This is a genomic window from Ideonella sp., from assembly GCF_036277275.1.
Taxonomy (GTDB): domain Bacteria; phylum Pseudomonadota; class Gammaproteobacteria; order Burkholderiales; family Burkholderiaceae_C; genus Ideonella.
This window is the reverse complement of record NZ_DASUNH010000003.1, coordinates 69,962-87,738: the sequence shown is the minus strand read 5'-3', so window position 1 is coordinate 87,738 and position 17,777 is coordinate 69,962. Positions and strand designations below refer to the sequence as shown.

The following is a 17,777-nucleotide window of genomic DNA, read 5'->3' as shown; positions in this document are numbered from 1 at the left end:
GCGCTGTTGACAGCCCGCGCGGCGGCCAGCTGCCGCCAGGTGCTACTGCAGGTGCGGTCGGTCGGGCAACTCGTTCGGATTGGCGATCGCGCCATCGGCGAGCGGATAGTGCTCGCACAACAAGCCGTCGACCTCGGCAATCGTGTGCATCAGGCCCTCTTCGAAGCGTCCGGCGCGCAGCGCCTCGCCCAGGCTCCCGACCAGCGCTCGCCAGCGGGCTTCGTCGACGAGGTGGGCGAGCCCGCGGTCTACCACCAGCTCGATTGCGTGTTCGGCCAGCAGCAGGTAGATCAACACGCCGTTGTTGGCTTCGGTGTCCCAGACCCGCAGCTTGCCGAACATCGCCACCGCACGATCACGTGCGCTGGCGTCGCGCCACAGATACGACAGCGGCAGCCCCGCCTCGACGCAGATCCGGATCTCACCCGAATGCGCCCGCTCGCTGTCGGCCACGCGGGCCTGCAGCCGGTCCAGCGCGTCGCTGGGCAGCATGCGACGGGCGTCGGCCTCATCCCACCAGCGGTGCTTGAGCAGCCGCGCAATGCGTGCCGGCCAGGAGCGTTTGCCGTTGTGCATCACCAATCCCCCGAAGCGCCGCCACCACCGAAGTCACCACCGCCGCCGGACGAGAAGCCGCCGCCCCCCCCACCACCGCCGCCACCGCCACCCCAGATGACCGGCATGCCGTGGCCGCCGCGCATGCCCATCCCCCGGCGCGCCGCCGAGCCGATGCCCAGCACGCCGACCAGCACCAGGGCGATCGTCCCCGCCACCCCGGCCAGCAGGACGGGCGCACCGAACAGCCAGGCCAGCCCACCGGCCGCGCCACCGGTGGCCAGGCCGCCCAGCTTGCGGCCGAAGAGGCCGGTCAGCAGCGCACCGACGATCGGCACGCCGATGAAGAAGAACAGTGCGAGTTGGTCCCAGCCGACGCCACCGAAGCCACCGCTGCTGGGCGGGCGGCGCTTCTTCGCGTCGGGCACGGGCAGCGCCTCACCGCGCACGCGTGCCGCCAGTTGGTCGACCGCCGCGTTCAGACCGCCGGCGTAGTCGCCGGCCTTGAAGGCGGGCCGGAGCGCGTTGTCGATGATCAGCTTGGCCGCCAGGTCGGGCACCGCGCCCTCCAGCGCCTTGGCGACCTCGATGCGCACGCGCCGGTCGTCCTTGGCCACCAGCAGCAGCAGCCCATCGCCGATCTCGCGACGGCCGATCTTCCATTGGTCGGCCACGCGGTGGGCATAGGCGGCGATGTCTTCGGGCTTCGTCGTCGCGACGATGAGCACGACGATTTGGGTGCCGGCCTCGCGTTCGAACTTGGCGAGCTTGGCTTCGAGCGCGTCGCTCTGCTTCGCGCTCAAGGTGCCGGTGGTGTCGGTGACACGGGCGGCCAGCGTCGGCACCGGTTGCAGATCCTGGGCCTGGGCCAGACCACCCAGCCCGAGCCAGGCGGCCCAGGCCAGCAGCAGCCGGACGGCCCAGGCACGCAGCAGGTTGGCGTCGCCGCCGGGCCATCGGTGCGGCATACGAGGCGGGCCGGGCGTTACTTCGACGCCGCTGGTGTGGCCGGTGCGGCCTTGTCAAAGCTGACCGTCGGCGGCGCCGAGATCGCCTTCTCGTTCTCGACCGTGAAGGTGGGCTTGACGGTGTAGCTGAACATCATCGCGGTCAGGTTGGTCGGGAAGCTGCGGGTCAGCACGTTGTAGTCCTGCACCGTCTTGATGTACCGGTTGCGCGCAACGGTGATGCGGTTTTCCGTGCCCTCGAGCTGCACCCGCAGCTCCTGAAAGCCCTGGTTGGCCTTCAGCTCCGGATAACGCTCGCTGACGACCATCAGCCGGCTCAGCGCGCCGGTCAACTCGCCTTGCGCGGCCTGGAACTTCTGGAATGCCTCGGGATTGTTGATCAGCTCCGGCGTCGCCTGGATCGAGGTCGCCTTGGCGCGTGCCTCGACCACCTTGGTCAGGGTTTCCTGTTCGAAATTGGCCTCACCTTTGACCGTGGCGACCAGGTTGGGCACCAGGTCGGCGCGGCGCTGGTACTGGTTCAGCACCTCGGACCAGCCGGCCTTGACTTGTTCATCCAGGCGCTGGAAGTCGTTGTAGCCGCAGCCGGTCAGCGCCAGCGTGGTGGCAAGGGCCGAGGCGGTCAGCAGAGGGCGGGCGAAAAGTTTCATTCGTCGAGGCTCCGTCAAGGGAGTGGGCCAAGGCGCGGGCATGTTACCCGCGGGCTGAAGATGGGGCCGGCTCGTGCCAAGTCAAGCGGCCAGGGCGGGGCGGCGCCGATAATCCCACCCATGTTTGCCCTGCTCCAGAACGACACCTTCCTGCGCGCCTGCTGGCGCCAGCCCACCGAGCACACGCCGCTGTGGCTGATGCGACAGGCCGGCCGCTACCTGCCCGAGTACTGTGCCACCCGCGCCAAGGCCGGCAGCTTCATGGGTCTGGCGACCAACGTCGACTTTGCCACCGAGGTGACACTGCAACCGTTGGCACGCTACCCGCTGGATGCGGCGATCCTGTTCTCCGACATCCTGACCGTGCCCGACGCGATGGGCCTTGGGCTGAGCTTCGCGCAGGGCGAAGGCCCGCGTTTCGCTCACCCGCTGCGTGACGAAGCCGCGATCCTTGCGCTGGTCGCGCCGGACCTGGCCAAGCTGCGCTACGTGTTCGACGCGGTCACCTCGATCCGCCGCGCGCTGAACGGCCGCGTGCCGCTGATCGGCTTCTCCGGCAGCCCGTGGACGCTGGCCTGCTACATGGTCGAGGGCGCAGGCTCCGACGACTACCGCCTCGTCAAGAGCCTGCTGTACAGCCGGCCGGACCTGATGCACCACATCCTCACCGTCAACGCCGACGCGGTGGCCGCCTACCTGAATGCCCAGATCGATGCCGGTGCGCAGGCGGTGATGATCTTCGACAGCTGGGGCGGTGTGTTGGCCGATGGCGCGTTCCAGCAGTTCTCGCTGACCTACACCAAGCGGGTGCTGGCGCAACTGAAGCGCGAGCACGACGGCCAGCGCATTCCGGCCATCGTCTTCACCAAGGGCGGTGGCCTGTGGCTCGACGAGATCGCCGCCAGCGGCGCGGATGTGGTGGGCCTGGACTGGACGGTCAACCTCGGCCAGGCGCGCGCCCGCGTCGGCCACCAGGTGGCCCTGCAAGGCAATCTGGACCCGAACGTGCTGTTCGCGCCGCCCGAGGTGGTGGCGACCGAAGCGCGGCGCGTGCTGGACAGCTTCGGTCCGCCCCAGCGGGCCGACGGCACCTGGGATGGCCACGTTTTCAACCTCGGCCATGGCATCAGCCAATACACCCCGCCAGAGCACGTGTCGGCGCTGGTGGAGGCCGTTCACAGCCACTCTCGGCTGTTGCGCAAACGCTGCCATACGCCTGCGCCCTTGTGATGTGGTATGGGGGTTTCACCGGGTGAGTGTCTGCTAAGGGCTTGACTTATCCCCAAAAGCCAGGGTGCGACAGATCACCGTTGTGGGCCACGTCATAAAACCATCAAAATCGCGGCGACTCGTGGCAAGTGTTTGATTAAAAAGAATTTTTAGGATCTGCCACAGAAACGGGCAACCCAAGCCGGTGCACGGCGCATCAAGCATTTAGCACGCCCGACCGCAGCTTTCCCACAATGTTATCCACAGGAACGGTGGGCAAGTCCGAAAGCTCTTTGGAATCATGAACTTAAGCGCCACTGTTGATCTGTTGCTCTTAGATACGTGTCGAGTGAGCAACCGAGCAGCCCGCGTCGCATGAATCGGCTTCGGGTGGCCGTCGAGACCCCGGCCCATGCGGGCCTGGGCGACACGCTCGATTACGAGAGTGAGCAGCCGCTCGCGCCCGGCACGCTGGTGCGCGTGCCTTTGGGCCGGCGCGATGTGCCCGGCATCGTCTGGCCGACGCCGGACCAGGCTTTCGCGCCCGACAACAAAGACCGGGAAGGCGCTGAAGGCTTTGCCCTCAAGCCGGTCGCCGAAGTGCTAGTCAGCCTGCCGCCGCTGCCCAGCGCCTGGTGCCGCCTCGTGGAATTCAGCGCCCGCTATTACCAACGAGCGGTGGGCGAGGTGGCTTTGGCGGTGCTGCCGCCCGAACTGCGCAAGCTCGACGACGCGGGCCTGGCCAAGCGCATGCGGCTGCAGGACAAAAGGCTTGCCAAGGCCGCTGTTGATGGCTCTCCTGCCGCCGAGCCGCAGCGCCCGCCATTGACCGGCGAACAGGCCGCCGTGCTGGCCGCATTCGACTCGGCCGGGCCGGCCTGCCACCTGCTGCACGGCGTCACCGGCAGCGGCAAGACCGAGGTCTACCTGCGTTTGGCCGAGGCCGCCCTGGCCGTCGGCCAGCAGGCACTGGTGCTGGTGCCCGAGATCAACCTGACACCGCAGCTGGAGGCACGTTTCGCGGCGCGCTTCCCCGGCCGGCGGTTGGTTTCGCTGCACAGTGCGCTGACGCCGGCCCAGCGGCTGGCCAACTGGCTCGCCGCGCACCGCGGCCAGGCCGAACTGGTGTTGGGCACCCGGCTGGCGATCTTCTGCCCGCTGCCCCGGCTCGGGCTGATCGTCGTCGACGAGGAGCATGACCCGAGCTACAAGCAGCAGGACGGCGCCCGCTATTCCGCCCGCGACCTGGCCGTCTACCGCGGCCGGCTCGAGAACGCGCCGGTGGTGTTGGGCTCGGCCACGCCGTCGCTCGAGAGCTGGCACCACGCGCAGACCGGCCGCTACCGGCTGCTGACGATGGCCGAGCGGGTCGGGCAGGGCCCGCTGCCGAGCGTGCAGGTGATCGACATGACGCAGCAGCCGCGGCCGGCGCCGGGCGAGCCGCCGTTGGCGCTGGCACCGGCCTTGAAGGCGGCAGTCGAGGCGCGCGTCGCGCGCGGCGAGCAAAGCCTGCTGTTTCTGAACCGGCGCGGCTTTGCACCGGTGTTGCACTGCACCGCCTGCGGCTGGAAGAGCGCCTGCCCGCATTGCAGTGCCTGGCGTGTCTTCCACAAGCTCGACCGCACGCTGCGTTGCCACCACTGCGCCTTCACCGAGCGGGTGCCGCGCGCCTGCCCCGAATGCGGCAACCTGGACATCCAGCCCATCGGTCGCGGCACCGAGAAGCTCGAAGAGCAGGTGGGCGAGCTGCTGCAGGGCGTGGTGGGGCCCGGGGGTGGGCCGGCCCGCGTCGCACGCATCGACGCCGACACCACCCGGCTCAAGGGCACGCTGGAGCAGCAACTGGCGGCGATGCACGCCGGCGAGGTCGATGTGCTGGTCGGCACGCAGATGGTCACCAAAGGGCACGACTTCCGGCGCGTCACGCTGGTCGCCGCCGTCGACCCCGACGGTGCGCTGTTCACCGCCGACTTCCGTGCGCCCGAGCGTCTGTTCGCCACGCTGATGCAGGCCGCGGGCCGCGCCGGCCGTGCGGCCGAGGTGGCGCAACAAAGCGAGATGTGGGTGCAGACGGCCAACCCGGGGCATCCGCTGTTTGCGGCGCTGAAGGCGCACGACTACGCGCGCTTCGCGGCCAGCCAGCTGCGTGAGCGCGAGATGGCCGGCCTGCCGCCGTTCGCCCACCTGGCCTTGCTGCGCGCCGAGGCGCGCGACGCGGCGGTCGCCGAAGGGTTCTTGCGTGCCGCGCGCGACGAGGCGCACGCGCTGGCCGGCACGCTGGGTCTGGCCGAGCACATCAGCCTGTACGCGCCGGTGCCGCCCCATGTGGCGCGGGTCGCCGGGCAGGAGCGACGCCAGATGCTGGTCGAGTCCGGTTCGCGGGCCGCGCTGCAGCGGCTGCTGGCGCATTGGGTCGCGGGGCTGCCGGCACTGCGCACCCAGCACAAGGGCATCGTCCGGTGGGCGGTCGATGTCGACCCGATGACGATCTGACCCGGGGCTTCAGTCGGCACCGAAGTCGAACATCGTGACCGCGGTGGCCCGGCCGCCGAGGGCACGGTAGAAGTCCAGCGCATGCGCGTCTTCGTTGTCGGCGAAGACGAAGACATCGGCGATGGCCTGCTGCGCGGCCCATGTGCGCAGCGTGGACACGAGCGCGAGGCCGACGCCTTGACGCTGCGCGGCCGGCAGCACCGCGATGTCGTAGATGAACAGCGCCGAGCCGGTGTGGTGCGTCATCGGCAGGCGATGCGCGGTCAGGCCCCCGAGCAACCGGCCCGTGTCGTCCGATGCCGCGAGGGCCCAGAAATCCTGCCGGGCCAGCAACTCGTCGAGCGCCTGGTCGGCGCGCGGCTGGTGCGGCTCGTCGAAGACCTCGGCCAGCAGCGCGAACAGCGCACGCGCGGTGTCGCGCTCGCCCGAGCCCAGCCGCGACACCCGCACGCTCATGGCGCGAGGCGCTTTTTCATGTTGATGCCGGTGGGCTCGTAGCCCAGCGCGAGGTACAGCGCCTGCGCGCCTTCGTTGTGCGCAAAGACATGCAGGCCGATGTCGTCGACCCCCAGTTCGCGCGCGACCGCTTCCAGCGCGAGGAAGGCCGCGCGGGCGTGGCCGCGCCGACGGTGCGGCGGGTCGATGGCCACGTCGTAGACGTAACCCGAGCGGCCGCCGGGGTGCTCGGTCACCGACAACCACAGCACGCCCACGGCGGCGCCCGATGCGTCGTCGTGGATCGTGAACAGATGCTGGCCCGGCGTCGCCAGGCCCTGCGGCAACAGGCGCTCTTGCTCCAGCCGCGAGCGTTCCAGCGCACCTTCGGCGGGCCAGCGGCCCGCGGCGACGTTGTCGTCTGCATAGTCGGCCACGGCGGCCTCGGTGAAGCGTACATAGGCCGCTTCGGTCATGCGCTGCAAGGAGGTGCTCATCCAGTGGATTGTGGGGGAAGCCCCGCGGCCGGCGCAGGCGGGTGCGTCTGCCTACACTGCCGCCCCATGCCCGTTTCCCACCTCGCGCTCGCCCTGGCCGTCGTTGCCGTCTGGGGCACCAACTTCGTGGTCATCAAGTGGGGGCTGGCCGAGCTGCCGCCATTCCTGCTCGCCGCGTTGCGCTTTGCGCTGTCGTCGCTGCCGTTCCTGCTGTTCATTCGCCGCCCGGCGACCGGCTGGGCCAGGCTGGCGGCTTTCGGCGTGCTGCTCGGCGCGGGTCAGTTCGGCCTGCTGTTCCTGGCGATGAAGGCTGACATCTCGCCCGGGCTGGCATCGCTGGTGGTCCAGGCACAGGTCTTCTTCACCATTGCGCTGGCCGGCCAGCGCCTGAAGCTGGCGCAGATCGGGGCCCTGGCGCTGGCGGTGGCCGGCATGGGCTGGATCGGCTGGCAGGCGCACCAGGGGGGCGCCGGCATCAGCCTGGCCGGGCTGGGCATGGTGCTGGCGGCCGCCTTCTGCTGGGCCTTGGCCAATGCGGTGGCGCGCAGCGCCGGCAAGGTCGACGCCCTGGGTTTCATGGTCTGGTCGAGCCTGTTCGCGGTGCCGCCGCTGGTGTTGCTGTCGCTGGTGTTCGATGGCGGCGTGGACGTCGTCGGGGCTGCGCTGGTCGCGGCTGGCCCGGCCGCCTGGGCCGTGGTGGTCTGGCAGGCGGTGGGCAACACCTTGTTCGGCTACGGTGCGTGGAACTGGCTGCTCGCGCGCCACCCGCCCGCCACCGTGACGCCGGCGGCGCTGCTGGTGCCGGTGTTCGGCATGGGGGCGTCGGCGATCGCGTTCGGCGAGGCGTTGCCGGCCTGGAAGCTGGGTGCTGCCGGGCTGGTGATGACCGGCCTGGCGCTGAACCTGTGGGCGGTGAGCCGATGAGCGCCTGGGACTGCCTTGCGGCGGCGCGCCGCAGCGAACGAGGCCCGCGTGCGCCGTTCATGCTCGACGGCCGGCGCGTCGGCTCGATCGACGCCGCCGGCCGCCTGGCCCTGGCGGCATGGCCGCAATGGTTTCGCGAAGAGGCCGACGGCGCCTGGTCGATGACGGTGCCGCGCGGCGCGCGCGAAGCTGCCTTCGCCGACGTCAACGCGGCGCTGCGCGCCGAAGGCCTGATTCGGGCCTGGCGCGACGAGCCCTTTGCGCTGTGGAACGAGGACGGCGCGCTGGCCGCGGTGATCGAACGCGCCTCGTCGCGCTTCTGGGGCGCGCAGACGCTGGGCGCCCACATCAACGGTTATGTGGCCGACGCAACGGGTCGACCACAGCAGCTGTGGATCGCCCGCCGCGCCTGGAACAAGCCGACCGACCCCGGTCGGCTCGACAACCTGGTCGGCTCCGGCGTGCCGCACGGCCAGACACCGCGCCAGGCCGTCTGCCGCGAGGCCTGGGAAGAAGCCGGCCTGCACCCGCACGAACTGGGTGGCCTGGCGGCAGGCCGCGTGGTCGAGCTGGCCTGCGACATCCCCGAGGGCTGGCAGCACGAGTGGCTGTTCGTCTACGACTTAGGCCTGGCGCCGGGCCGGGTGCCGCAGAACCAGGACGGCGAGGTCGCCGAGCACCAGCTGTTACCGATGGCCAACGCCTTGCAACGTGCCGCCGACGGTGAAATGACCACCGACGCGGCCCTTGCAACCTTGGACTTCGCTTTGCGGCACCAACTGCTGCCGGTCGGGGACGCACGACGGCTCGGCCCCGTGTTCGAGGCCTTGCTGGTGGCGCCCGAACGCGCCGAGCCGTTCGATCGGCCGATCGGGTGATCCTTCTGCGGCTGGTTCCTCATTCAGCAAAACTGAAATGCCGCCTCAATCGGGCTGAACCGATGGCTCGATCCGCCTCGCCACACTTGCGACCACGATGAACACCACCGCCACCTCCACGACCCGCCTGCGCTACACCGGCGTGGCCATCGGCTTTCATTGGCTGCTGGCGCTGATGATCATCATCAGCTTCAGTGTCGGCTGGTACATGAGCGAGCTGTCGATGTCGCCGACGCGGCTGAAGCTGTTCAACTGGCACAAGTGGGCTGGCATCACGATCCTGGCGCTGTCGATCCTGCGCCTGGTGTGGCGCCTGACGCACCGCCCGCCGCCCGACGTACCGGGCCCGCGCTGGCAGCAGCGCATGGCCCACCTGACGCACTGGGCGCTATATGCCTTGTTCTTCCTGGTGCCGCTGGCCGGCTGGGCCTACAGCTCGGCCGCGGGCTTCCCGGTGGTCTGGTTCGGTGTCCTGCCGCTGCCCGATTTCGTCTCGCCCGACAAGGCATTGGCCGAGGTGATGAAGGAGCGTCACGAATTCCTGGCATGGACGCTGGGTGTGCTGGTGCTGCTGCACGTCGGCGCGGCGGTGAAGCACCACTTCTTCGACCGCGACGGACTGATCAACCGCATGCGCCCCGGCCGCTGAACTTTTTCTGAATCGATTTCTTCGAAGGTTGTTCGAATGTCTGCACTGACCCGTTCCGTTACGCTCGCCGCCTCCTTGCTGCTGGCAAGCTCACTCGCGCTGGCCCAGGCACAAAAAATCGTCCCCGCGCAAAGCGAGATCGGCTTCACTTCCAAGCAGATGGGCGTGCCCGTCGACGGCAAGTTCCGCAAGTGGGACGCGCAGATCAGCTTCGACCCGAAGAAGCCCGAGGCCGGCAGCGTCAACTTCACGATCGACACCGGCAGCGCCGGCTTCGGCTCGCCCGAGACCGATGCCGAGGTGCCGAAGCCCGTCTGGTTCAACGTCGCGAAGTTTCCCCAGGCCACTTTCCAATCCAGCAGCCTGAAGGCGCTCGGCGGCGGCAAGTTCGAGGTCGCCGGCAAGCTGACGATCAAGGGCAACGTCAAGGACGTCGTGGTGCCGGTTGCGCTGGCCCAGAGTGCCGGTGGCGTGACCGTCGCGACCGGCGCGTTCACGATCAAGCGGCTCGATTTCAAGATCGGTGAAGGCGAATGGGCCGACACCTCGATGGTCGCCAACGACGTGCAGGTGAAGTTCAAGCTCGCCGTCACCGGCGTGGCACCGCTGTGACCCACTGCCGCCTACTGTTTTCCAACCCCTGTCCCCAGGAGACTTCCGCATGAACCACAAGACCTCGCTGATCGCCGCCGCTGGCGCCCTGATGACGTTGGTGGCCCAAGGCGCCCAAGCGCAGGCCGCGACCTATGCCATCGACCCGACGCACACCTTCGTGACCTTCGAAGTCCCGCACTTCGGCACCTCGACCAACCGCGGCCGCTTCGACAAGAAGGAAGGCACGGTCCAGTTCGACCGCGCCGGCAAGACCGGCAAGGTCGAGATCACGATCGACACCGGCTCGATCAACACCGGCACGGCGCCGTTCGACAAGCACCTGAAAAGCGCCGAAATCCTGAACGTCGAAGCCCAACCGACCGCCAAGTTCGTCGGTGACAAGTTCAGCTTCAACGGCGACAAGGTCGGCGAAGTGACTGGCATGCTGACGTTGAACGGCAAGACCAACCCGGTCACGCTGAAGGCCAACAACTTCAACTGCTACCAGAGCCCGATGCTCAAGCGCGAAGTCTGCGGCGGCGACTTCGAGACCATGCTGGTGCGCAGCCAGTTCGGCGTCACCTACGGCCTGAACTACGGTTTCCCCGATGCGATCAAGCTGGTCATCCAGGTTGAGGCGGTCAAGCAGTAAGTTTGTCTCTTGCGGGCCGCCTGTCATGGTGGGCTTGCAAGCGAGAAGGCGGGTTTGCCCATGCGATCGTTGGACGCTCGGCTGGGCAGTGGATCGCCGGGTTGAGGGTGCCGCGTGGGTAAGCGTCTGACGTGAGGCTGCGCGGTACCGCCAACCCGGCCGCTGCGCGCATTGCGGGGCTCAGCTCTGCGGCGTATCGACCGCCAGCTCGAAATGTTCAACCACCGGCGGTACCGCGAAGAACGGCCCGACGATGGCCCGCCACTCGGTGAACAACGGGCCCTGGCGAAAGCCCACCGTGTGGTCTTCCAGCGTGTCCCAGTGGAGCAGCAGCAGGTAGCGCTCGGGGCTTTCAACGCCCCGCTGCACCTGGGCGCCGCGAAAGCCCTTCGCGCGCGAGATCACCGTTCTCAGTCCGCGCGTGATCGCCTCTTCGAAGGCGGCCTGCTGGCCAGGGGCGATGCGGATGTCGGCGTGTTCGAGGATCATCGTCTGTGCTCCGGCTGGGGGCTGGCCAGTGTCCCATGCCGTCGATAATCCGATGTCCAGCTGGGAACCCCTCAGCATCGAACCTGGCAGCAAGGAGCGACACCGTGAACCGACCCGACGACTGGCAACACGACCACGAGGTCGGTGGCGCGTCTCGCTTGCCGCCGGCCGATGCGCTGGCCACCCACGACTCCACCCGCGTCGACGACGTGCGCATCGGGGCGGTGCGACCGCTGATTTCGCCAGCGCTGCTGCAAGACGAGATGCCGATGCCCGAAGCGGCGCAGGCCCTGGTCGAAAACGCGCGCCGCGAACTGGCTGATGTGCTGGCAGGGCGCAACGACCGCCTGATCGCCGTCGTCGGCCCTTGCTCGATTCATGATCATGACCAGGCGATCGAGTATGCGAAGCGCCTGAAGGCGCTGGCCGACGAGCTGCGCGGTGAGCTGCTGGTGGTGATGCGGGTCTACTTCGAAAAGCCGCGCACGACGGTCGGCTGGAAGGGCTACATCAACGACCCGCGGCTGGACGGCAGCTTCCGCATCAACGAAGGCCTGCGCCGCGCCCGCGCACTGCTGCTGGACGTGGCCGCGCTGGGCCTGCCGGCCGGCACCGAGTTCCTCGACCTGCTGAGCCCACAGTACATCGCCGACCTGGTCTCGTGGGGCGCGATCGGTGCTCGCACCACCGAGAGCCAGAGCCATCGCCAGCTGGCCTCGGGCCTGAGCTGCCCGGTCGGCTTCAAGAACGGCACCGATGGTGGCGTCAAGGTCGCGGCCGACGCGGTGGTGGCCGCGTGCGCGTCGCACGCCTTCATGGGCATGACCAAGATGGGCCAGGCGGCGATCTTCGAGACGCGCGGCAACAGCGATTGCCACGTCATCCTGCGCGGCGGCAAGCAGCCGAACTACAGCGCGGCCGATGTCGAAGCCGCCTGCGCGGTGCTGCGCGGCGCAGGCCAGCGCGAACAAGTGATGATCGACTTCTCGCATGCCAACTCGAGCAAACAGCATCGCAAGCAGATCGAAGTCGGCGCCGATGTGTCGGCGCAGATCGCGGCGGGCGAGCGGCGCATCACCGGCGTGATGGTCGAAAGCCATCTGCAGGATGGCCGCCAGGACCTGGTGCCTGGCCAGGCCTTGAAGCACGGCGTGTCGATCACCGATGCCTGCCTGGGCTGGGCCGACACCGAACCGGTGCTGCGGCAATTGGCCGCCGCCGTGAGCAAGCGCCGGGCCTGAATCCCTCTTCAATCTAGGGGTGTTGACTTGGGAGGTAACGCCGGCAAAGTCGGCGTTATGTAGCCGCCCGAGTCATGAGCTCGGCGGCAGCCCATGAACCCAGGGGGATGTTGATGGCAATCGCTTTAAAGAGCGTGGATGATCTTCAGGAGCATTTGCTCGGGGTGTTCGAACGCTCGGATCATCACGCTGGCGAGGTCAACGAGGTGTTGCTGGCGATTGCTGGCGGCATCCTGTGGCGCAAGAATGCGGGTGCACACGTCCGGGTCAGCGAGAAGGACGGCGCCGGCGGCAACGTCATCTGGTTTCGCGTCGGGTTGCAGCGTTATGCGCTGCTGTACAGCCACCGCGCGCGGCGCATCGAGCTGATGTTCGGCGGCCGCCGGGGCCACCTGATCCACACCTTCACCAACCATACCCCGCTGGCCGAGGTGGCCCAGGTCTTCGCCACGCTGGGGATGAGTGAAGAAGAGGCCCAGGCCTACCTTGCGGCACGGGCCGAGTTGAAGGCCAAGTTCCCCCAGGGCACCAAGGGTCGGGCCAAGCAAGCCAAGGCAACGGCGGCCAATGGGGTCGAAGAAGGGGCGCAAAGGGCCGAGGGGGCTGAGGCCCCTGCGCCGAAGGTCAGCAAGCCGCGCAAGCGCCGGGTGGCCAAGGTGTCGCCGGACGCCGCTTCAGTGGCGGCGCCGGATCAGATCACCCGCGAGGCGGCGCCTTCGCCAGTGCTCGTCTGACGGCGCTCGCCCGCGCAACGGGCTGGTACGGTGCGGACGCTACTGCAGCGTCTGCGGCGCCGCCGCATAAATCGACGGCCGGAAATCGGCCATGTGCACGCCTTCGTCGCCCATGGCCCACAGCGTCAGCCGTTCGGCCGACATCGGCTTGGCGAACAGATAACCCTGCAGTTCATCGCAGCGCAGCGCCAGCAGCATGTCGCGTTGGGCATCGGTCTCGACGCCCTCGGCCACCACGCGCAGGCCCAGCGCATGCGCCATCTTCACGATCGCGTCGACGACGGCCAGCGCGTCCGAGCTGTGCTGGATGTCGGTGAACAGGCTGCGGTCGACCTTCAGCTGCGTCACCGGCAGCTTGCGCAGCAGCGCGAAGTTGCAATAGCCGATGCCGAAGTCGTCGATCGACAGCGTGACACCCAGCTGCGCCAGCCCGGCAAAGGCCTGCACCGCGGCGTCTTCCATCAACACCGACTCGATGATCTCGATCGTCAGCAGCGCCGGGTCGACCGTGTGCGCATGCAGCGAGCGACGGATCCGTTGGACCAGGTTCTCCTGCCGCAGCTGGTGGGCCGACATGTTGATCGACACCCGCATGCGCAAACCCTGGTCGAGCCAGGTGCGCAGCTGGCGGCAGGCTTCGTCGATCACCCATTGGCCCAGCGCGCTGATCAGGCCGAAGCGTTCGGCGATCGGGATGAAGACCCCGGGCGAGATCACGCCCTTGGTCGGGTGCTGCCAGCGCACCAGCGCCTCGACGCCGGTGATCTGGCCCGAGCGACCGTCGATCTTGGGCTGGTAATACAGCACCAACTCGGCACGTTCGATCGCGCCGCGCAGCTCGTGCTGCAGCTCCAGCTGCGCGCGGCTGTCTTGTTCCATGCCGGGTTCGAAGATGGCGAAGCCCGAGCCGCCGGCGCGCTTGGCGGCGTACATCGCCGCGTCGGCGCGGGCCAGCAGCTTCTGCGCCGGGCCATGCTCGGGGTACATCACGATGCCGACCGAGCCCGACAGCCGCACCTCGGCGCCATTGGGCAACTTGCAGGGTTGGGCCAGGCACTGCAGCACACGCTGCGCCAGGTGGCCGGCGCCGGCAGGCGTGCCGGGCCGTTCGGCCAGCAGCAGGAACTCGTCGCCGCCGACCCGGGCCACTACGTCCGACTGGCGAGCCAGGCTTTGCAGCCGGCGGCCGATCTCGCGCAGCACCGCGTCGCCGGCGCTGTGACCGAAGGAGTCGTTGACCGGCTTGAAACCATCGAGGTCGATGAACATCACCGCCAGCGTGCCGCCGGGCGGGGCCGACGGGTCGTCGACCAGCTCCAGCGCATTGGCCAGCCGCTCTTCGAACAGCAGCCGGTTCGGCAGCTTGGTCAGCGGATCGGTCAGCGCCTGTTCACGCAAGCGTCGATTGGCTTCGCTCAGCGACGAGGCCAGCGCACGGTTGCGGTGCGAGGCACGTGAATCGATCAGCACGCCGAACAGGCCAAGCAGCAAGGCCAGCGCGCCGGCGGCGCAGGCCCACTGCAACGCGTCGACGGCCACCAGCAGCACACCGGCCGGAGGCGGGTTCTCGACGAAGCCGAGGCTGCCCAGCGTCAACGCCTGGGTCAGGCCTGACGCGAGCGCAAAACCGGTGGCGCCCAGGAACAACCGCAGGCCGAATGGCCCCAGGGCCGACCAGCGCGGGCTGAAGGCCAGGCCCAGCGCGGCGGTGGCGGCGGTGGTGACGCCAGCCAGCGCCAGCAGCGGCCAGGCCGGCCCGGCGGCACTGGCCATGGGCGGCTCGGACAGGCTGGCGAGCGACAGGCTTTGCACCATCGCCCACAGCGCACCCAACCCCAACCCTTGCAGCACCTGGCGTGCGGTATCGCCCCAGCGCAGGCGGGCGGTCGCCAGCACCGCGGCCAGGCCCAGCGTGGCGGCCAGCCCGCTGCCGGCCATCTGCCAACCGCGCAAGTGCGGCTCCCACGGCAAGCCCAGACCGGTCAGCGCGAAGAAGTGCAACGCCCACAGGCCGGCACCGCCTGCAACGGCACCGGCGCCCCACCAACCGAGCGCGGTGACGGTGTCGGTCGAGCGGAGCTTGCGCAAGCCATGCCCAACCAGGCCGAACATCAAGCCGGCCAGCAGCGCAGCGCCGGCAATGGTCGGGCCGTGCAACTCAGGGGCGGCAAGGGAATTGACCAGTTCGACGGACGTCACAGTCATGTGGTGGGTGGGGCGCTGGGGGGCGGGCGGCAGGGCGCGGGCATTATTGGGCCCGCCGATTCACGGCGCCATGCCGGCGCCTGAACAATCATGGAGTTTGCGTGAATCCCGCCGCTCTTCGGTGCCGGACCTCGGGTTTGACCCTGTGCTCGCTTTCCAGCTGGGCCAGAAATTCGTCCGGCGTGAACGGTGCGCCGAGCACGTCGGCCTGACGCTGGACCGCGGCATAGTCGCCTGGCGACAGCTCGTCGAGCGCGGCCAGGCGCTGGCGCTGTTCGTCGGTCAACGCCGCGGCCTCGCCTGCCAGCGCCTCGGCGATGAACATCGCGAGCCGCTGCGCCAGTTGCAGCGCCTTGAAGCGGATCTTGAAGGTGAAGCGCCGCAGTGCTGCTTCGTCCAGGTCTTCGAACAGGTTGGTGGTACAGATGAAGACGCCGGGGAAACGCTCCATGCCCTGCAGCATCTCGTTGACCTCGCTGACCTCGTAGTGGCGTTCGGCGTAGCGGCGGCTGCGCAGGAAGCTGTCGGCTTCGTCGAGCAGCAGCACCGCTTCTTCCGTCGCGGCTTCGTCGAACATGCGGGCCATGTTGGCCTCGGTCTCGCCGACGAACTTGCTCATGATGTCGCTCGCCTGGCGCACCAGCAACGGCCGGCCCAGGCTGCTCGCGATGTGCTCGGCCAGCGCCGTCTTGCCGGTGCCGGGCGGGCCGAAGAAACACAGCGCGCCGTGTGGCCGGCGCTGCAGCGCGGCCACGATCTGCGGCACGCCGAAGCGCGACTCGACGTTCAGCAGCCCGAGGTCGTAGTGGGTCACGCTCGGCCGTGCGCCGCGCTCGCGGTGGCCGAAGCTGCCCAGCGCCAGGTCGGCGTGCGCCAGCTGACGCTCGATCAGACCCTCGACCTCGCCCGGTTGGCCCGCCAACTCGGCAAAGCGCACGGCGGTGCGGATCTGCGCCGGTGTCAGCCCGCGCCGGCTCGACAGGCGTGCCGCAAAGCCCTCGCTGACCACCGAGCCGGCCAGCGCCCGCGCCACCAGCGCCTCGCGTGCGCCCGGCGGCGGCGACTTCAGCTCCAGGTGGTACTGGAAGCGGCGGCGGAACGCCGGGTCGATTTGCTCGATGCGGTTGGTGATCCAGATCACCGGCACCGGGTTGGCTTCGAGGATCTGGTTGACCCAGGCCTTGCCGCTCACACTCGCCGACGAGGCACCATCGCCGGCGTCCAGCCGCGCCATCAGCTGCGCGGTGTCGCTGGGGATCGCCGGGAACACGTCCTCGACTTCGTCGAACAGCAGCGCGACATGGGCGCCGCCCTTCAGGAAGACCTGGCTGATCTGCAGCGAGCGGTAACGGTCGCGGCCGGTCAGCGAGTTGCCGTCGCGGTCGGCGTACTCGACCTCGTACAGCTCCAGCCCGGCGGCTTCCGCGCAGACCTTGGCCAGCTCGGTCTTGCCGGTGCCGGGTGGGCCGTACAGCAACACGTTGACGCCGGCCGCCTTGCGCTCGACGGCATTGCGCAGCAGCGCGCACAGCACCTGCACCTCTTCGGCGACGAACTCGAAATCGCCGGCGGCCAGCTCGGTGCGCGGCGCGGGTCGCGTGAACACCGCCATCAGGTCGCTCGGGTCGCGGTACTCGCGCATCAGCACCGGCGGCAGCTGTTCGCTGACCTTCATCAGGTCGGCCAGATCGGTGATGTTGTGCTCCGAGATCAGGTTCTCGACCATGCCGATGCGCTCGAGCCGTGAGCCGGCGCGCAAAGCCTCGGCCACCTCGCGCTCGTCGACCTGCGCGACGCGCGCCAGCATCGCGAACGCCTCCTGCGCGTTCGAGACTTTGAACTCGACCAGCAGCCCGCGCAGTTCGCGCTGGTAGCGCGCCAGCGTGCCGTACAGCAGCAGGGCACGTTCGGCTGGGTTCAGCTGCAGCAGCTGGCCCAGCGCATCGATGTTCTTCTCGACCAGCGTGGCGTGCTTCTTCAGGTCGCGCTCCAGCCAGTCGGCCGTTGCGTTGAGCATCGCCAGCAGGTCTTTCGGCGCGTCCTTGATGTACTCGTCGATGTAGAAGAACAGCGAGCCTTCCTCGTACGGCCCATGCCAGGCGCCGTGGCGCTCGATGAAACCATCGTCGGTCAGGCGTTCGTGGCCCGTCCAGTGCTCGTTGGCGGCGCAGCGGCGCTGCAGGAAGGCGCGCAGGCGGTGCAGCACTGGCAGCGGCCAGACCAGGTGGCGGCCGGTCAGGCCGATCAGGCCACCCCAGTCGCGCCGCAGGTTCAGCCGGCCGGCCTGGGCCAGCGTCAAGGTCAGCACGAAATGCGTGCACAGGCGGTCCAGCACCGGCGCATCGGCCAGGCCGGGCGACAGCACCACGCGCGCATCGGCTAGACGCTTGACCACTTCGTCTCCTCCACCGGCGGCGGCTGGGCGCAGGGCGCACCGTCGCCGTCGAAGTGGCGCTGATCTTGGCGCAGCCGCCGCGCGAGGGCAAGCCCCGCCAGATGGAGCCCTCGGCCGACGAGTACATCGGCCCGCTCCCCCGGGGGGGGGGGCCGCGGACGGCTTGGGAGTGGCCCGGCGCTCGGCGTGCAGGGTGCCTTCGACGAAAG

Annotated in this window: 17 protein-coding genes; 9 read left to right on the top strand and 8 right to left on the bottom strand. The window is 68.9% G+C overall.

Annotated elements, in window-relative coordinates; translation table 11 throughout:
- Nucleotides 1–42 precede the first annotated feature (42 nt).
- From VFY73_RS00790 to VFY73_RS00780, 3 genes are read right to left on the bottom strand one after another with little or no spacing between them, the layout of a single operon-like run.
- Nucleotides 43–576: a TPM domain-containing protein gene (locus VFY73_RS00790; RefSeq protein ID WP_329715992.1), complete on the bottom strand. Its 534-nt coding sequence runs from the start codon at nucleotides 574–576 to the stop codon at nucleotides 43–45.
- Nucleotides 576–1,523, bottom strand: coding sequence for a TPM domain-containing protein (locus tag VFY73_RS00785; RefSeq protein ID WP_329715991.1), 948 nt, complete (start codon nucleotides 1,521–1,523; stop codon nucleotides 576–578). The genes VFY73_RS00790 and VFY73_RS00785 overlap by 1 nt, the downstream gene beginning before the upstream one ends.
- Nucleotides 1,524–1,540: 17 nt before the next feature.
- Nucleotides 1,541–2,173, bottom strand: coding sequence for a LemA family protein (locus VFY73_RS00780; RefSeq protein WP_329715990.1), 633 nt, complete (start codon nucleotides 2,171–2,173; stop codon nucleotides 1,541–1,543).
- Between the two features lie 120 nt (nucleotides 2,174–2,293).
- Between VFY73_RS00780 and hemE the strand changes: the two genes are divergently transcribed.
- Nucleotides 2,294–3,403: a uroporphyrinogen decarboxylase gene (hemE, locus tag VFY73_RS00775; protein ID WP_329715989.1), complete on the top strand. Its 1,110-nt coding sequence runs from the start codon at nucleotides 2,294–2,296 to the stop codon at nucleotides 3,401–3,403.
- Between the two features lie 354 nt (nucleotides 3,404–3,757).
- A complete protein-coding gene (gene priA / locus VFY73_RS00770; RefSeq protein ID WP_329715988.1) occupies nucleotides 3,758–5,875 on the top strand; it encodes a replication restart helicase PriA in 2,118 nt (705 codons plus the stop codon).
- A gap of 9 nt (nucleotides 5,876–5,884) precedes the next feature.
- Here priA and VFY73_RS00765 read toward each other — a convergent pair whose 3' ends face one another.
- Both VFY73_RS00765 and VFY73_RS00760 read right to left on the bottom strand, forming a co-directional pair.
- Nucleotides 5,885–6,331, bottom strand: a complete 447-nt coding sequence (locus VFY73_RS00765) for a GNAT family N-acetyltransferase (protein WP_329715987.1) — start codon at nucleotides 6,329–6,331, stop codon at nucleotides 5,885–5,887.
- On the bottom strand, nucleotides 6,328–6,807 hold the full coding sequence (locus VFY73_RS00760) for a GNAT family N-acetyltransferase (RefSeq protein ID WP_329715986.1): 480 nt from the start codon (nucleotides 6,805–6,807) through the stop codon (nucleotides 6,328–6,330). The genes VFY73_RS00765 and VFY73_RS00760 overlap by 4 nt, the downstream gene beginning before the upstream one ends.
- A 66-nt stretch (nucleotides 6,808–6,873) precedes the next feature.
- Here VFY73_RS00760 and VFY73_RS00755 point away from each other — a divergent pair, with 66 nt between their 5' ends.
- From VFY73_RS00755 to VFY73_RS00735, 5 genes are all read left to right on the top strand, one after another.
- A complete protein-coding gene (locus tag VFY73_RS00755) occupies nucleotides 6,874–7,731 on the top strand; it encodes an EamA family transporter (RefSeq protein WP_329715985.1) in 858 nt (285 codons plus the stop codon).
- Nucleotides 7,728–8,609 (top strand): NUDIX hydrolase, encoded by an 882-nt coding sequence (locus tag VFY73_RS00750; protein WP_329715984.1) that lies wholly within the window; start codon nucleotides 7,728–7,730, stop codon nucleotides 8,607–8,609. The genes VFY73_RS00755 and VFY73_RS00750 overlap by 4 nt, the downstream gene beginning before the upstream one ends.
- Nucleotides 8,610–8,706: 97 nt before the next feature.
- The gene (locus VFY73_RS00745) at nucleotides 8,707–9,258 is read left to right on the top strand and encodes a cytochrome b (protein WP_329715983.1); all 552 of its coding nucleotides are present in this window, start codon (nucleotides 8,707–8,709) and stop codon (nucleotides 9,256–9,258) included.
- 36 nt (nucleotides 9,259–9,294) lie between these two features.
- Nucleotides 9,295–9,870 carry a YceI family protein gene (locus VFY73_RS00740; RefSeq protein ID WP_329715982.1) on the top strand — a complete coding sequence of 192 codons (576 nt, stop codon included), beginning with the start codon at nucleotides 9,295–9,297 and terminating at the stop codon, nucleotides 9,868–9,870.
- 49 nt (nucleotides 9,871–9,919) lie between these two features.
- Nucleotides 9,920–10,504 (top strand): YceI family protein, encoded by a 585-nt coding sequence (locus VFY73_RS00735; protein WP_329715981.1) that lies wholly within the window; start codon nucleotides 9,920–9,922, stop codon nucleotides 10,502–10,504.
- 180 nt (nucleotides 10,505–10,684) lie between these two features.
- Here the strand turns inward: VFY73_RS00735 and VFY73_RS00730 are convergent, their stop codons facing one another.
- A complete protein-coding gene (locus VFY73_RS00730) occupies nucleotides 10,685–10,993 on the bottom strand; it encodes an antibiotic biosynthesis monooxygenase (protein ID WP_329715980.1) in 309 nt (102 codons plus the stop codon).
- 104 nt (nucleotides 10,994–11,097) lie between these two features.
- Between VFY73_RS00730 and VFY73_RS00725 the strand changes: the two genes are divergently transcribed.
- On the top strand, nucleotides 11,098–12,234 hold the full coding sequence (locus VFY73_RS00725) for a 3-deoxy-7-phosphoheptulonate synthase (RefSeq protein ID WP_414654349.1): 1,137 nt from the start codon (nucleotides 11,098–11,100) through the stop codon (nucleotides 12,232–12,234).
- Between the two features lie 134 nt (nucleotides 12,235–12,368).
- Entirely contained in the window at nucleotides 12,369–12,968 is a 600-nt protein-coding gene (locus VFY73_RS00720) for a hypothetical protein (protein ID WP_329715979.1), read from the top strand.
- A 39-nt stretch (nucleotides 12,969–13,007) separates the two neighbouring features.
- On the opposite strand, the gene VFY73_RS00715 is transcribed toward VFY73_RS00720, so the two are convergent.
- Both VFY73_RS00715 and VFY73_RS00710 read right to left on the bottom strand, forming a co-directional pair.
- Nucleotides 13,008–15,173 carry a putative bifunctional diguanylate cyclase/phosphodiesterase gene (locus tag VFY73_RS00715; RefSeq protein WP_329715978.1) on the bottom strand — a complete coding sequence of 722 codons (2,166 nt, stop codon included), beginning with the start codon at nucleotides 15,171–15,173 and terminating at the stop codon, nucleotides 13,008–13,010.
- Nucleotides 15,174–15,261: 88 nt separating this feature from the next.
- On the bottom strand, nucleotides 15,262–17,568 hold the full coding sequence (locus tag VFY73_RS00710) for an ATP-binding protein (protein ID WP_329715977.1): 2,307 nt from the start codon (nucleotides 17,566–17,568) through the stop codon (nucleotides 15,262–15,264).
- Nucleotides 17,569–17,777 lie beyond the last annotated feature (209 nt).